The organism is Enterobacter chengduensis, from assembly GCF_001984825.2.
GTDB classification, from domain to species: domain Bacteria; phylum Pseudomonadota; class Gammaproteobacteria; order Enterobacterales; family Enterobacteriaceae; genus Enterobacter; species Enterobacter chengduensis.
The window spans coordinates 2,761,165-2,776,769 of the sequence record NZ_CP043318.1 but is presented as its reverse complement, the minus strand read 5'-3'; the positions used below and the strand labels follow the sequence as shown (position 1 = coordinate 2,776,769).

Annotated in this window: 16 protein-coding genes; 15 read left to right on the top strand and 1 reads right to left on the bottom strand. The window is 55.4% G+C overall.

Annotated features, from left to right (window positions below; translation table 11 throughout):
• Position 1 precedes the first annotated feature (1 nt).
• Positions 2-979, bottom strand: coding sequence for a phage shock protein operon transcriptional activator (gene pspF / locus FY206_RS13520; RefSeq protein WP_032640933.1), 978 nt, complete (start codon positions 977-979; stop codon positions 2-4).
• Between the two features lie 166 nt (positions 980-1,145).
• On the opposite strand from pspF, the gene pspA reads away from it, so the two are divergent.
• The 15 genes from pspA (at position 1,146) to FY206_RS13445 (ending at position 15,580) form a co-directional block, all read left to right on the top strand.
• Positions 1,146-1,814: a phage shock protein PspA gene (pspA, locus tag FY206_RS13515; protein WP_032640931.1), complete on the top strand. Its 669-nt coding sequence runs from the start codon at positions 1,146-1,148 to the stop codon at positions 1,812-1,814.
• Between the two features lie 49 nt (positions 1,815-1,863).
• Positions 1,864-2,088, top strand: a complete 225-nt coding sequence (gene pspB, locus FY206_RS13510) for an envelope stress response membrane protein PspB (protein WP_023312045.1) — start codon at positions 1,864-1,866, stop codon at positions 2,086-2,088.
• Positions 2,088-2,447 carry an envelope stress response membrane protein PspC gene (gene pspC / locus FY206_RS13505; RefSeq protein WP_023312044.1) on the top strand — a complete coding sequence of 120 codons (360 nt, stop codon included), beginning with the start codon at positions 2,088-2,090 and terminating at the stop codon, positions 2,445-2,447. The genes pspB and pspC overlap by 1 nt, the downstream gene beginning before the upstream one ends.
• Before the next feature lie 12 nt (positions 2,448-2,459).
• On the top strand, positions 2,460-2,684 hold the full coding sequence (gene pspD / locus FY206_RS13500) for a phage shock protein PspD (RefSeq protein WP_023312043.1): 225 nt from the start codon (positions 2,460-2,462) through the stop codon (positions 2,682-2,684).
• Positions 2,685-2,880: 196 nt separating this feature from the next.
• Positions 2,881-4,578 carry a sugar phosphorylase gene (locus FY206_RS13495; protein ID WP_032640926.1) on the top strand — a complete coding sequence of 566 codons (1,698 nt, stop codon included), beginning with the start codon at positions 2,881-2,883 and terminating at the stop codon, positions 4,576-4,578.
• 14 nt (positions 4,579-4,592) lie between these two features.
• Positions 4,593-5,885 (top strand): ABC transporter substrate-binding protein, encoded by a 1,293-nt coding sequence (locus tag FY206_RS13490; RefSeq protein WP_032640924.1) that lies wholly within the window; start codon positions 4,593-4,595, stop codon positions 5,883-5,885.
• A gap of 22 nt (positions 5,886-5,907) precedes the next feature.
• Positions 5,908-6,789 (top strand): carbohydrate ABC transporter permease, encoded by an 882-nt coding sequence (locus tag FY206_RS13485; RefSeq protein WP_032640922.1) that lies wholly within the window; start codon positions 5,908-5,910, stop codon positions 6,787-6,789.
• Positions 6,776-7,618: a carbohydrate ABC transporter permease gene (locus FY206_RS13480; RefSeq protein ID WP_032640920.1), complete on the top strand. Its 843-nt coding sequence runs from the start codon at positions 6,776-6,778 to the stop codon at positions 7,616-7,618. The genes FY206_RS13485 and FY206_RS13480 overlap by 14 nt, the downstream gene beginning before the upstream one ends.
• Positions 7,619-7,646: 28 nt before the next feature.
• Entirely contained in the window at positions 7,647-8,699 is a 1,053-nt protein-coding gene (ycjQ, locus tag FY206_RS13475; RefSeq protein WP_032640918.1) for a D-guloside 3-dehydrogenase, read from the top strand.
• Between the two features lie 17 nt (positions 8,700-8,716).
• Positions 8,717-9,505, top strand: coding sequence for a 3-dehydro-D-guloside 4-epimerase (ycjR, locus tag FY206_RS13470; protein ID WP_032640916.1), 789 nt, complete (start codon positions 8,717-8,719; stop codon positions 9,503-9,505).
• 11 nt (positions 9,506-9,516) lie between these two features.
• Positions 9,517-10,575: a D-glucoside 3-dehydrogenase gene (gene ycjS, locus FY206_RS13465; protein WP_086379785.1), complete on the top strand. Its 1,059-nt coding sequence runs from the start codon at positions 9,517-9,519 to the stop codon at positions 10,573-10,575.
• Positions 10,569-12,848, top strand: a complete 2,280-nt coding sequence (locus tag FY206_RS13460) for a glycoside hydrolase family 65 protein (RefSeq protein WP_032640912.1) — start codon at positions 10,569-10,571, stop codon at positions 12,846-12,848. The genes ycjS and FY206_RS13460 overlap by 7 nt, the downstream gene beginning before the upstream one ends.
• Positions 12,838-13,503 (top strand): beta-phosphoglucomutase, encoded by a 666-nt coding sequence (gene pgmB / locus FY206_RS13455; RefSeq protein ID WP_032640910.1) that lies wholly within the window; start codon positions 12,838-12,840, stop codon positions 13,501-13,503. Before FY206_RS13460 ends, pgmB begins: the two co-directional genes overlap by 11 nt.
• A gap of 13 nt (positions 13,504-13,516) precedes the next feature.
• Positions 13,517-14,599: an ABC transporter ATP-binding protein gene (locus tag FY206_RS13450; protein WP_032640908.1), complete on the top strand. Its 1,083-nt coding sequence runs from the start codon at positions 13,517-13,519 to the stop codon at positions 14,597-14,599.
• A 66-nt stretch (positions 14,600-14,665) separates the two neighbouring features.
• Positions 14,666-15,580: an OmpG family monomeric porin gene (locus tag FY206_RS13445; protein ID WP_032640905.1), complete on the top strand. Its 915-nt coding sequence runs from the start codon at positions 14,666-14,668 to the stop codon at positions 15,578-15,580.
• The last annotated feature ends 25 nt before the right edge of the window (positions 15,581-15,605 follow it).

The following is a 15,605-nucleotide window of genomic DNA, read 5'->3' as shown; positions in this document are numbered from 1 at the left end:
GTCAGCGCATTTGATGCTTTTTGAGCAATGCCCTTAACTGATGGTAGGTCAGACCCAGCAGTTCAGCCGCCCGTTTCTGGTTATATTTCGCGACCCTCAGGCTTTGCTCCAGCAGCTGTTTCTCCTGATCGTGCTGGAACTGGCGCAAATCAAGGGGGAGAGTGGGGGCATCGCCTGAAGACGGTGGCGCAGGCAGCGGTGATGCGCTGCGCTGAAAAGGATCGATAATGATGTTGTCCAGCTCCGTCTCGCTGCTGCCGTGGCGATAGACGGAACGTTCCACGACGTTTTTCAGTTCACGGATATTGCCCGGCCAGTGGTAAGCCAGCAGCGTCTCCCGCGCATAATCGCTAAAGCCTGGGAACAGAGGCAGCCCAAGCTCGCGGCACATCTGAATCGCGAACTGGTCTGCCAGCAGCATGATGTCGCTTTTTCGCTCGCGCAGCGGAGGAAGCTGAACGACGTCAAAGGCCAGACGATCGAGCAGATCGGCGCGGAATTTCTCCTCTGCTACCATTTCCGGCAGGTTGGCGTTGGTCGCACAGACCAGGCGCACGTTGACCTGCAGCGGCTGGCTGCCGCCGACGCGCTCCAGCTCGCCGTATTCAATCACGCGCAGCAGTTTTTCCTGCACCAGCATGGGCGCGGTGGCCAGTTCATCAAGGAACAGCGTACCGCCGTCGGCGCGCTCAAAGCGTCCGGGATGGCGTTTCTGGGCACCGGTAAACGCGCCCGCCTCATGGCCGAAGAGCTCGGTGTCGAGAAGGTTTTCATTCAGCGCCGCGCAGTTAAGGGAAATGAAGGGACCATCCCAGCGTCCGGATAGGTAATGCAGACGGTTGGCTATCAGCTCTTTCCCCGTCCCGCGTTCACCGATGATCAGCACCGGCTTATTGAGCGGCGCCAGGCGAGAAACCTGCTCCAGCACTTCCAGAAAGCTGTTCGCTTCGCCGAGTAAATTGTCTTTATATCCGGGCATGATGAAATTAACCACTCCTTAGCGATATTCACCAGGCAAGAATAGTTCTTCATTGCCTGAAAATCAATCAGGCTCAGTGAAATCAATAAGATAAAAAGTTGGCATGATGTTTGTATTATCCGTACAGCAGGGCATCGCCCGATAACAGAACTATGAGGATTTGATTATGGGAATTTTTTCTCGTTTTGCCGACATCGTGAACGCCAACATCAACTCGCTGCTTGAGAAAGCGGAAGATCCGCAGAAGCTGGTACGGCTGATGATTCAGGAGATGGAAGACACGCTGGTTGAAGTGCGTTCTACCTCAGCCCGCGCGCTGGCGGAGAAAAAACAGCTTATGCGTCGTATTGAACAGGCTACCGCTCAGCTGAACGAATGGCAGGAAAAAGCGGAGCTTGCGCTGCGCAAAGATAAAGAGGATCTGGCCCGCGCGGCGCTGATCGAAAAACAGAAGCTGGTGGATATGGTCGCGACGCTGGAGCATGAAGTGACGCTGGTGGACGATACGCTCACCCGCATGAAGAAAGAGATTGGCGAGCTGGAGAACAAGCTGAGCGAAACCCGCGCGCGTCAGCAGGCGCTGACCCTGCGTCACCAGGCGGCAAGCTCATCCCGCGACGTGCGCCGCCAGCTGGACAGCGGTAAGCTTGATGAAGCGATGGCGCGTTTTGAATCGTTTGAACGTCGTATCGATCAGATGGAGGCGGAAGCCGAGAGCCACGGCATCGGCAAGCAGAAGTCGCTGGATCAGCAGTTTGCCGACCTGAAGGCCGATGACGAAATCAGCGAGCAGCTGGCGGCACTGAAAGCCAAAATGAAGCAAGACAACCAATAATAATGCCTGCGGCACCTGAGCGTGCCGCATCGTAAGACAAGGAGTACACATGAGCGCGCTATTTCTGGCTATTCCCCTGACAATTTTCGTGCTGTTCGTTTTGCCGATTTGGCTATGGCTGCACTACAGCAACCGTTCCTCACGGGGCGAACTTTCCCAGAGTGAACAACAGCGTCTGGTACAGCTCTCCGATGAGGCGAACAAAATGCGCGAACGTATTCAGGCGCTGGAAGCCATTCTCGATGCTGAGCATCCAAACTGGAGGGACCGCTAATGTCTGGACTGAACCTGAACAAAAAGCTGTGGCGTATTCCACAGCAGGGCATGGTGCGCGGCGTTTGTGCCGGACTGGCGCATTATCTTGATGTCCCGGTTAAGCTGGTGCGCGTGGTCGCGGTGCTATCGATCTTCTTTGGTCTGGCCTTTATTACCCTGGTGGCATATATCGTCCTGTCGTTTGTTCTGGACCCGATGCCGGAAGGCGAACTGGCTGCGGAAGGTGCTCCCACCAGCAGCGATCTTCTCAATGCCGTTGATGAACAACTCGCCGCCGGTGAGAAGCGGCTGCGGGAAATGGAGCGCTATGTCACGTCGGATACCTTTACGCTGAGAAGCCGTTTTCGTCAGCTTTAAGAGAGAAATGAGATGAAACAACACTGGCAACAGGCCGGTCAGAAGGTAAAGCCCGGCCTGAAAATCGCAGGTAAACTGGTCCTGCTGACCGCGTTACGTTTCGGCCCGGCAGGCGTGGCGGGCTGGGCGATAAAATCCGTTGCCCGCAAGCCGGTCAGAATGGTGCTGGCGGTAGCGCTCGAACCGCTGTTACAAAAGGTGGCAAAACGGCTTTCTCGCCGCTACTTATCCCAATAATTCCCGCTGGCGTGAGTCCTTTCCCTTCGGGAGAGGGACTCACGACGGTTAACCGCGTTTTCTCTTCTCCCCGTGCTTTCTTTGCGGCAGCTCACACTATTGTATTGAGCTGCTTTGCAAATACCATTTTCTCCCAACCGTTCCGTTGACAGATATTTTTCATGGGAGTAGATTGCCACTCCGTGGGACCGCTACCATGGAAAATGAAATGAACGAAAAAATTAAGGCACTCATTAATCTTGTTTATGGAAAAACGTTTTCCGAAGCCCATCTTAATGCGCTGCTGGAAAATATTGGAAAGGCCGCGTCCGTTATTACTGAAAAACGTAAGGCGGGTTGGGATGAGAAAGACGTTGTTTTGATTACCTACGCCGATCAGTTTTCAGCGAAAGGGGAGAAAGCACTCCCGTTTTTTACACGTTTTTATAACAAATGGCTTTCTCATTCTTTTTCTCATGTCCATCTTTTGCCTTTTTATCCATGGTCTTCAGACGACGGGTTTTCTGTCATTGATTATCATGAAGTTGCGCCTGAAACGGGAACGTGGCGAGATGTTGCTGAATTAAAACGGTCGGCCAGTTTGATGTTTGATTTCGTCTGCAATCATATGTCGGCCAAAAGTCCCTGGTTTGCTAATTATCTGAAGCAAACGCCAGGGTATGACGATTTCTTTATTTCTGTCGATCCTGAAACCGACTTATCCGCCGTGACGCGTCCGCGTGCCTTACCGCTGCTTACGCCTTTTACCCTGCAAGATGGCAGCGTGCGGCACCTGTGGACCACCTTCAGCGAGGACCAGGTTGACCTCAACTTCGCCTCTCCGCAGGTGCTGATCGCAATGGTCGACGTGCTGCTGCATTACCTGATTGAAGGGGCGCGGTACATCCGTCTGGATGCGGTGGGCTTCATGTGGAAAATACCCGGAACAAACTGCATCCACCTTGAGCAAACCCATCGGCTCATACAGCTTTTCCGTGCCATTACCGAGGCTGTTGCGCCGGGAACGGTAATCATCACCGAGACGAACGTGCCGCATAAAGATAACGTCTCTTACTACGGTGACGGCCAAAATGAAGCGCAGATGGTTTATCAGTTCTCGTTGCCCCCGCTGGTGCTGCATGCGGTGCATTCTCAGGACGTCCGTACGCTCAGTCAGTGGGCAGCGTCGCTGACGTTACCTTCCACGAAAACCACCTGGTTTAACTTCCTGGCCTCGCATGACGGAATTGGTCTGAATCCGTTACGCGGCATTTTACCCGAGTCGGAAATCCTTTCGCTGGTCGAGAAACTTCAGGCTGAAGGGGCATTGGTCAACTGGAAAAATAACCCGGATGGTACGCGCAGCCCTTATGAAATTAATGTGACCTATCTGGACGCATTAAGTCCGCGCGACGGTCTTGATAGCGACCGGATTGCCCGGTTTATTCTGGCCCATGCCGTCCTGTTAAGCTTCTCCGGCGTGCCTGCGATTTATATCCAGAGTATTCTCGGCTCCCGTAATGATTATGCCGGCGTTGAGCGCCTGGGATACAACCGCGCGATAAATCGTGAGAAATACGCTGCAGGACAAATTGATAGCGCGCTTGAGGATAAAAATAGCCTGCGTTCTCAGGTTTATTCCTCATTAAGCCAGCTAATCGCGCTGCGTCGGGCGGAAAAAGCATTCCATCCTGACAGTGAGGCTTATTTTAGCGCGTCAGGTGAACATGTTCTAAAAATACTCCGCGTGGCGAGTGGTGGTGAAAAAATAACGGCGCTGTTTAATTTCAGTGATGGCGTTCAAACGGTGGGATCCGATATTCAGTACGGAAAAGAATTGATTACTGGGAAAGATATTACAGATAAAACGCTGACCCTATATCCATGGCAGGTGCTTTGGATTAAAGAAAACTAAAAAGGACCTTAAAAATGAAAATGCCCCGAATTGTGCTGATATCAGCACTGGTTTCGTGCGCCTTGCTGTCAGGATGCAAGGATGACAAAAAATCTGCCGTCACCATTGAGTTTATGCACTCGTCGGTCGAGCAGGAGCGCCAGGCGGTTATCACGAAGCTGATCGAAAAATTCGAGAAAGAGAACCCCGGCATCACGGTTAAACAGGTGCCGGTAGAAGAGGATGCCTACAACACCAAGGTCATTACGCTCGCCAGAACGGGCGCGCTGCCTGAGGTGATTGAAGTCAGCCATGACTACGCGAAGGTCATGGATAAGGAACAGCTGCTGGATCGCAAGGCGATTGGCGAAGCCATTAAAGCTGTCGGCGAGAACACCTTCTATGACGGCATCTTGCGTGTTGTTCGCACGGAAGACGGTTCTGCCTGGACAGGGGTACCCGTCAGTGCCTGGCTATCCGGCGTCTGGTATCACAAAGATGTGCTTGCTGCCGCCGGCATTCAGGAGCCGCGTAACTGGGATCAGCTTCTGAAAGCCAGCCAGCGCCTGAACGATCCGGCCAAAAAACATTACGGCATTGCGCTGCCCACTGCGGAAAGCGTCATGACCGAACAGGCATTCTCCCAGTTTGCGCTTTCCGGCGGGGCGAACGTGTTTGATGCCAACGGGACCGTCGACATCAATACCCCTGAAATGGCGAAAGCCCTGGCGTTTTATAAAGCCCTGGCCGCGACCACCATGCCGGGCTCAAACGACGTCATGGAGATCAAAGATGCCTTTATGAATGGGTCTGCGCCGATGGCGGTTTACTCCACCTACATCCTGCCGGCGGTATTCCAGGATGGAAACCCTGCCAGCCTGGGCTTCGTCGTCCCAACAGAAACATCTTCTGCCGTTTACGGCATGGTCACGTCGCTGACGATTACCACTGGTCAAACCGAAGAGGAAACTCAGGCGGCTGAAAAATTTGTGACCTGGATGGAGCAGGCCCAAAACGCAACCGACTGGGTCATGATGTCGCCAGGCGCGGCGCTGCCGGTGAACAAGCTCGTGGTGGGCACCGATACCTGGAAAAACAACGAGGTCATTAAAGCCTTTGGGCAACTGCCTTACGAACTGATTGCGCAGTTTCCGAACGTTCAGGTGTTTGGCGCGGTGGGCGACAAAAACTTCACGCGCATGGGCGATGTTACAGGGTCCGGCATTATCAGCTCCATGGTGCATAACGTCACGGTGGGAAAACACGATCTCAGCGCCACGCTTAGCGACAGCCAGAAGCGTCTGACTGACCTGATGTCACAACGATAGGAGCGCTCTGCGGAAGGAAATTATGAAGACGTTGTTTTCTGGTCGTTCAGATATGCCTTTCGCCATGCTGCTGTTGGCCCCCAGCCTGATTTTGCTGGGGGGCCTGGTGGCCTGGCCAATGATTTCCAATATTGAAATCAGTTTCTTACGACTGCCGCTTAACCCGCGTATTGATGCGGTGTTCGTCGGGCTCGATAACTACATCCGCATTCTCGGGGATGCTGCGTTCTGGCACTCGCTGTGGATGACGTTCTGGTACACCGCGCTGGTGGTCATCGGCAGCACGGGGTTGGGGCTCGCGGTTGCGATCTTCTTTAACCGTGAATTCCGCATGCGCAAAACGGCACGTTCGCTGGTGATTTTGTCCTACGTCACCCCGTCCATCTCGCTGGTGTTTGCGTGGAAATACATGTTCAACAACGGCTACGGCATCGTGAACTATCTGGGCGTAGACCTGCTGCATCTGTATGACCAGGCGCCGCTGTGGTTCGACAACCCTGGCAGCAGCTTTGTGCTGGTGGTGCTGTTCGCCATCTGGCGTTACTTCCCGTACGCGTTCATTTCGTTCCTGGCGATTTTACAGACCATTGATAAGTCACTGTACGAAGCGGCGGAAATGGACGGGGCGAATGCCTGGCAGCGTTTTCGTATCGTCACGCTGCCCGCGATTATGCCGGTGCTGGCAACGGTGGTCACGCTGCGAACCATCTGGATGTTCTACATGTTTGCGGATGTCTACCTGTTGACGACCAAGGTCGATATTTTGGGCGTCTATCTCTACAAAACCGCTTTCGCGTTCAACGATTTAGGCAAGGCGGCGGCGATTTCCGTGGTGCTGTTTGTGATCATCTTCGCGGTGATTCTGCTGACCAAAAAAAGGGTAAACCTCAATGGCAACAAATAAACGCGTCCTTAACCGTATTGGTTTTTATCTCGGGCTGGCGGTGTTTCTGGTCATCACGCTGTTTCCGTTCTTCGTGATGCTCATGACGTCGTTTAAGAGTGCGAAAGAGGCGATATCGCTTAGCCCGACCATTTTGCCGCAGGCGTGGACGCTGCAGCATTACGTCGACATCTTTAACCCGCTGATCTTCCCGTTTGTGGACTATTTCAGAAACAGCATGGTGGTGTCGCTGACCTCCTCGGTGATTGCCGTGTTTCTCGGCACGCTGGGGGCTTACGCGCTGTCCAAGCTGCGTTTTAAGGGGCGCACGACGATCAACGCGAGTTTTTACACCGTCTACATGTTCTCCGGGATACTGCTGGTGGTGCCGCTGTTCAAAATCATCACTGCCCTTGGGATCTACGACACCGAGCTGGCGCTGATTATCACCATGGTGACTCAAACGTTACCGACAGCGGTGTTCATGCTGCGCAGCTATTTCGACACCATCCCGGACGAAATCGAAGAAGCCGCGATGATGGACGGCCTGAACCGCCTGCAAATCATCTTTCGCATCACCGTACCGCTGGCGATTTCCGGGCTGGTATCGGTGTTTGTCTACTGCTTTATGGTGGCGTGGAACGACTACCTGTTTGCGTCCATTTTCCTGTCCAGCGCCAGCAATTTCACGTTGCCGGTCGGGCTGAACACGCTCTTTAGCACGCCGGATTATATCTGGGGTCGCATGATGGCGGCATCGCTGGTGACGGCGCTTCCGGTGGTCATCATGTACGCCCTGTCTGAACGTTTTATTAAAAGTGGTTTGACCGCCGGTGGCGTGAAGGGCTGAGGCGGCCAATTTTAACAAGGAGTCAGTCATGAAAAAGTTAGTTGCGACAGCGCCACGCGTGGCGGCGCTGGTGGAATATGAAGATCGTCCGGTTGCCGGTCATGAAGTGAAAATTCGTGCCCGTTTCGGCGCGCCGAAGCACGGTACCGAAGTGGTGGATTTCCGCGCCGCAAGCCCGTTTATTGACGAAGAGTTCAACGCGGAGTGGCAAATGTTTACCCCGCGTGAAGAGGGTGCCGCGCGCGGGATCGAATTCGGTAAGTTCCAACTGGGCAATATGATCGTCGGTGACATTATCGAATGCGGCGCTGACGTCACGGACTACCAGACGGGCGATCGCGTCTGCTGCTACGGCCCGCTGCAGGAGACGGTTATCGTCAACGCGGTGAACAACTATAAGCTGCGCAAAATGCCGCAGGGCGCCTCCTGGAAAAACGCCGTTTGCTACGATCCCGCGCAGTTCGCCATGAGCGGCGTGCGCGATGCCAACGTGCGGGTCGGGGATTTTGTGGTGGTGGTCGGTCTGGGTGCCATCGGACAGATAGCGATCCAGCTGGCGAAAAAAGCCGGTGCGTCAGTCGTCATCGGAGTCGATCCTATCGAACACCGCTGTGAAATCGCCCGCCGTCATGGTGCGGACCACTGCCTGAACCCCATCGGCACGGACGTCGGTCTGGAAATCAAAAAGCTGACCGGGAAGCAGGGCGCGGACGTGATCATCGAGACCAGCGGCTTTGCAGATGCCCTGCAGTCCGCGCTGCGCGGCCTCGCCTACGGCGGCACTATCTCCTACGTTGCGTTCGCAAAACCGTTCGCGGAAGGCTTCAATCTGGGGCGCGAAGCGCACTTCAACAACGCGAAGATTGTCTTCTCCCGCGCCTGCAGTGAGCCAAACCCGGACTACCCGCGCTGGAGCCGCAAGCGTATTGAAGAAACCTGCTGGGAACTGCTGATGAACGGTTATCTGAATTGTGACGATCTGATCGACCCGGTCGTGGCCTTCACCAGCAGCGCTGAAAGCTATATGAAATATGTCGATCGGCACCCGGAACTGAGCATCAAAATGGGCGTCACTTTTTAAGCTAAGGAGAGCAAATCATGAAAATCGCAACACAGAACCAGGCCTTTTTCCCGGCCAACATCATGGAAAAATTCGAGTACATCAAAGCGATGGGTTTTGATGGCTATGAAATTGACGGCAAGCTGCTGGTGGAAAACCTCGCCGAGGTAAAAGCGGCGATTAAGGCCACCGGCCTGCCGGTGACGACGGCCTGCGGTGGATACGATGGCTGGATTGGCGACTTCATCGAAGAGCGCCGTCTGAACGGATTACAGCAGATTGAACGCATTCTGGACGCGCTGGCTGAAGTGGGCGGTAAGGGCATTATCGTGCCTGCCGCCTGGGGAATGTTTACCTTCCGTTTGCCGCCAATGACCTCACCACGCAGTCTCGAAGGAGACCGCAAAGCGGTGAGTGCGTCGCTGCGCTGGCTGGATGAGGTGGCTGCGCGCACCGGCACTACCGTCTACCTGGAGCCGCTGAACCGCTATCAGGACCACATGATTAACACCCTGGCTGACGCGCGTCGCTATATTGAAGAGAACGATCTCAAGCACGTGCAGATCATCGGCGATTTCTATCATATGAACATTGAAGAAGACTCGCTGACGGACGCGCTGCATCAGCACCGCGATCTGCTGGGCCATGTGCACATCGCGGATAACCACCGCTACCAGCCGGGCAGCGGCAGCCTCGATTTTGCCAGCCTGTTCGATCGGCTGCGTGCCGATAATTACCAGGGTTACGTGGTGTATGAGTGCCGCGTTCGCGCCGAGGATCCGGCCCAGGCATACCGGGACTCACTCATTTATCTGCGTGAATGCTAAGGATGACGAGCGTGATGAGTGCTTCTACACCTTCGCCTCTGCGCGTTGCCATCATTGGCGCCGGGCAGGTCGCGGATAAAGTGCATGCCTCGTATTACGCCACGCGCAATGATGTTCAGATGGTGGCCGTCATGGACAGCCATCCTGAACAGGCTCGGGCGTTTGCGGAACGTCATGGTATTCCCTCTGCATGGCAGGATGCGCGAGACATGCTCGACGCGGTGAAGCCGGACGTGGTGAGCGTCTGTTCGCCTAACCGGTTCCATTTCGAGCACGTCATGGCCGCGCTGGAAGCAGGCTGCCACGTGATGTGTGAAAAACCGCCAGCGATGACGCCGCAGGAGGCCGACCGGATGCGAATGGCCGCACGCAGGGCAGGGAAAGTGCTGGCATATGATTTTCACCATCGCTTTGCTCTCGATACGCAGCTGCTGCGTGAGGCAGTGATGAAGGGAGCGCTGGGGGAGATTTATTACACCTCGGCGCAGGCGTTACGGCGCTGCGGGGTCCCCGGCTGGGGCGTCTTCACCAACAAAACGCTCCAGGGCGGTGGGCCGCTGATTGATATCGGCATCCATATGCTCGATGCCGCGATGTACGTGCTGGGGTTTCCGGCGGTAAAACGGGTGACGGCGCACGGCTTTCAAAGGCTGGGCAACCGGAAAAGCAGCGGCCAGTTTGGCGAGTGGGATCCCGCACAGTTTACGGTGGAAGATGCCCTGTTTGGCACCCTCGAATTCTGCAACGGCGGCATTCTGCGTCTGGACACCTCGTTTGCGCTGAATATCCGCGAGCAGTCGATCATGAACGTCGCGTTCTGCGGGGAAAAGGCGGGGGCAACGCTGTTTCCGGCGCACATCTACAACGACGAAGCCGGTACTTTAGTTACCCTCACGCAGCGTGAAGAGGCTGACGACCAGCGTCATATGCGCAGCATGGATGCCTTCGTGCGCCATGTTCAGGGCGAGCCCGTCACGATCGCCGATGCAGAGCAGGGGCTAGTTATCCAGCAGCTTGTCGCCGCGCTGTATCAATCAGCAGAAACAGGGGAAAGCGTGACGTTATGCTAAACGTGTCTGTATTAATCGACCCGGGCTTTTGTCCACATAGCCTGAATAAATACGCCTCCATCATGGCCTGCGGTAATGGCTACATGGGGATCCGCGCTGCGCATGAAGAAGATTACATCCGGCAAACCAGAGGCATGTATCTTGCGGGGCTCTATCACCGGGCGGGGCGTAACGAGACCACTGAGCTCATCAATCTGCCGGATATCATCGGTATGGATGTTGAGCTGGATGGTATCAACTTCACGCTCCTGTCAGGCGACATTCTTGAGTGGCAGCGCGAGCTGGCGTTTGCCAATGGCGAACTTCGTCGCAGCGTCGTCTGGCGAGCGCCTGATGGGAAACGGTATCGGCTGGAGAGTCGACGTTTTGTGTCGCTGGACCAGCTCCCCCTGGTGGCCATGCAGCTTTCGATCACCCCGCTTGATGCCGCCACGCACGCCGTGCTGAAAACCGGCATTGATGCCACGCAAACGAACAGCGGCAGACAGCATCTGGATGAAATATCGGTCAGAGTGTTTGACCAGCAGTACATGCAGGGCGTGTATGAAACGCAGGACCGGGCGTCAGACGTTGTGGTTTCGGCGTTTTGTCAGCTCTCCGCAAAGAGCGACAGCTGCTTCACGGCCAAAAATCGTCGCCTTAGCGTTCATCATTCGCTGGTCATCGCGAAGGGTGACACCGTCACGCTTGAGAAAATCGTCTGGGTGACCCATCGCAGTGATAAAGCGCTGCCGCAGGCGTCTTTCGCTCACAACGCGCTGGCCGATCTTAAGGTCTGTGCGGCAAGAGGCTATGACGCGCTGCTCGAAAGCTCATCGTATGCCTGGGAAGCTATCTGGCGTGACGCGCGGGTAGAAGTGGAGTCTGCGGAGCATCAGGATCAGATAGCGCTGGATTACGCCGTCTGGCATTTGACGGCCATGACGCCCGCCCATGATGAGCGAAGCAGCATCGCCGCCAAAGGGCTAACGGGAGAAGGGTATAAAGGCCACGTCTTCTGGGATACCGAAATTTTCCTGCTGCCTTTCCATCTCTTCACGCGCCCCCAAACCGCCCGTAGCCTGCTGCGCTATCGCTGGCTCAACTTGGCCGGGGCGCGGGAAAAAGCCCGTTACAACGGCTGGCCCGGCGCGCTGTTCCCCTGGGAAAGCGCCGCCAGCGGTCAGGAAGAGACGCCGGAGTTCGCGGCTATCAACATCCGAACCGGCACGCGTCAGAAGGTGGCCTCCGCGCTGGCGGAACACCACATCGTGGCGGACATTGCCTGGGCCGTTGTGGCCTACTGGCAGGCGACGCACGATGATGTCTTTATGCGCAATGAAGGCCTGACGCTGCTGATGGAAACCGCTACGTTCTGGATGGGGCGCGCAACGGAAATCAACGATCGTCTCGAAATCCATGACGTCATCGGACCGGACGAATACACCGAGCATGTGAACAACAACGCTTACACCAACTATCTGGCCTGGCATAACGTTGCCTGCGCCCGCCGGTTCATGGCGATGTTTGGGCGGGAGGATGACGGTTTTACGCAGAATGCCACGCGGTTCCTGACGCGCCTGTGGCTGCCGGAAGCCGGTTCAGACGGCGTGATCCCGCAGGATGATACCTTCATGGCGAAGCCTGCCATTGACCTGAGCCGCTATAAAGCGAAGGCGGGCAAGCAGACCATCCTGCTCGATTATTCCCGCGCGGAAGTGAACGACATGCAGATCCTTAAGCAGGCTGACGTGGTGATGCTGACCTATCTGCTGCCGGAGCGGTTTACGCCGCAACAGTGCGCCGCCAATCTGGCGTTCTACGAGCCCCGCACTATCCATGACTCTTCGCTGAGCAAGGCCATTCACGGCATTGTCACCGCCCGCTGTGGTGACACTGAAGGTGCCTACGCCTTCTGGCGTGATGGCGTCGCCATTGATCTTGGAGACGACCCGCACGCCTGCGATGACGGAATTCACGCCGCTGCGACCGGCGCAATCTGGTCCGGGGTCATTCAGGGCTTTGCCGGTATGCAGATTGTGGAAGGGGAGCTGCATCTTGCCCCACGGCTGCCAGCCCACTGGCGAAGACTGGCGTTCCCCCTGCGCTGGCGGAACGCAACGCTGCGCTTCACCTGTGAACACGAGGCGTTAACCATTGAGACGTCGGCTCCGGTCACGCTGACGCTGTGGGGCAAAACGCTACGCGTTTCGGGGCATCAGGTTTGCGCTTATAAGGACTTTCTTACATCCATGAATGGGACCGCTACCACGGAGGGGCACCATGACGCTTAAGGCCGTTGTATTCGATCTGGACGGCGTGATCGCCGACACCGCACACCTCCATTTTCTTGCCTGGCGCGCGGTGGCGGAGGAAATCGGCATCACCGTCGACGAGGTGTTTAACGAGCAGCTGAAGGGCATTAGCCGCATGGATTCCCTGCAGCGCATCCTGAAGCATGGCGGGAAAGAGGGGATGCTTAGCGATGAGCAGTGCCTCGCGCTGGCGACGAAAAAAAACGCCCTCTATGTGCAGTCTCTGGCGTCACTGACGGAGGATTCACTGCTGCCGGGCATTCGCGACGTCCTGGCGGATATTCGTGCGGCGAACGTCAAAATTGGGCTGGCCTCCGTTTCCCTGAATGCCCCCGGCATATTGCGTGCCCTTGGCATTCAGCACGCGTTTGATTTTTGCGCCGATGCGTCCCTCATCATCTGTTCAAAGCCGGACCCGGAGATCTTCCTCGCCGCCTGTGCAGGCCTGAATGTTCGTCCTGAAGAGGCTATCGGCATCGAAGATGCGCCAGCGGGCGTGGAGGCGATCAACGCGGCGGGAATGCTATCGGTGGGAATTGGATCTGGCCTGAACCATGCGGGATTACAGCTTCATTCAACGCGGGAATTGACCTGGACGCGCCTGACCGAGTTTTGGGCATCCCGGACGTATTGATAAGGAATTAACAATGGCTCAACTGTCTCTGAAACACATTCAGAAAATTTACGATAACCAGGTCCACGTGGTGAAGGATTTCAATCTCGAAATCGAGGACAAGGAGTTCATCGTCTTCGTCGGGCCTTCTGGCTGCGGTAAGTCCACGACGCTGCGCATGATTGCCGGTCTGGAGGAGATCAGCGCGGGGGAACTGGTCATTGACGGGGTTTGCATGAACGACGTGCCCGCCAAGTCTCGCGATATCGCCATGGTGTTCCAGAACTATGCGCTTTACCCGCACATGACGGTCTACGACAACATGGCGTTCGGCCTGAAGATGCAAAAGATTGCGCCTGCGGTTATCGAAGAGCGGGTTAACTGGGCGGCACAGATCCTCGGCTTGCGCGAGTACCTTAAGCGCAAGCCAGGCGCGCTGTCCGGCGGCCAGCGTCAGCGCGTGGCGCTGGGCAGGGCGATAGTGCGGGAAGCGGGCGTGTTCCTGATGGATGAACCGCTCTCCAACCTCGACGCCAAGCTTCGCGTGCAGATGCGGGCTGAAATCAGCAAGCTGCACCAGAAGCTCAACACCACGATGATTTACGTGACCCACGATCAAACGGAAGCCATGACGATGGCGACCCGCATCGTGATCTTAAAAGACGGCATTATTCAGCAGGTCGGCGCACCGAAGCAGGTATACAACGAGCCGGCCAATATGTTTGTCGCGGGTTTCATTGGCTCGCCGGCCATGAACTTTGTTCGTGGCGCTATCGACGACCGCTATTTCGTCACGGAAACGCTGCGTCTGGCGATCCCGGAAGACAAGCTCGCGTCACTGCACGCCGCAGGGTATCAGCGAAAAGCCGTGGTCTTTGGGATCCGCCCGGAAGATATTCTTACTTTGCAGAGCAGTGGTGAAAATATTGCGGCGAAAGTCAGCGTAGCTGAACTGACCGGGGCGGAGTTTATGCTCTACGCCACGGTTGGCGGCCACGAGCTGGTTGTTCGCGCGGGTGCCGCGAATGATTATGCCGCTGGGAACAGTATCGGCATCCAGTTCGATATGAATAAATGCCATTTCTTCGACGCTGAAACCGAAGCGGCTATTAGATAAGAAAGGTGTTTGCCGGAAATACCCATTTCCGGTTTTTTTGTTTGTTACTTATAAAGGGAATATGTAATGAGTACTCTACTAAGACGTGCTGCGCTCGTACTGTGCGCAGGGGTTAGCTGCGCCCAAGCATCAGAAACAGCTAAGCAGTGGGAATTTAATATTGGCGCAATGTATGAAATCGAAAACGTCGAAGGACAGGGGGAAGATAAAGACGGATTATATGAACCCTCCGTATGGTTTAATGCAACATGGGATGCCTGGACTATTTCGCTGGCAATGTATCAGGAAGGTCCGGTTGATTATAGCAGCATGACCCGCGGCACCTATTTCGATCGTCCTGAAGTTGAATTACGCTATCGCTTTATCGGAACCGATGATTTTACCTTCGGTTTAACCGGCGGCTTCCGTAATTATGGCTATCACTTTAAGGATGAACACGGCGCCAGAGACGGCAGCGCAAATATGCAGCGCTATAAGGTTCAGCCGGACTGGGATATTAAATTAACCGACGACTGGCGTTTTGGCGGCTGGTTTGCCATGTACCAGTTTGCCAACGATCTGGAAAAAACCGGCTATGCTGACAGCCGCGTCGAAACCGAAACGGGCTTTACCTGGACCCTTAACGAAACCTTTGCCGCTAAAGTGAATTACTATTTAGAGCGCGGTTTCAACATGGACAGTTCCCGCAATAACGGCGAGTTTTCTACGCAGGAAATTCGCGCCTATCTGCCCATTTCGCTAGGCCAGACCACCCTGACGCCTTATACCCGCCTTGGGCTGGATCGCTGGTCGAACTGGGACTGGCAGGACGATCCCGATCGTGAAGGACACGATTTCAACCGGCTCGGTCTTCTTTACGCTTATGATTTCAACAATGGTTTATCCATGACGCTGGAATATGCCTATGAGTGGGAAAACCATGACGAGGGTGAAAACGACCGCTTCCACTACGCGGGGGTTGGCGTAAACTACGCGTTCTGACCGACGGCACGCCAGGGGCACAAAG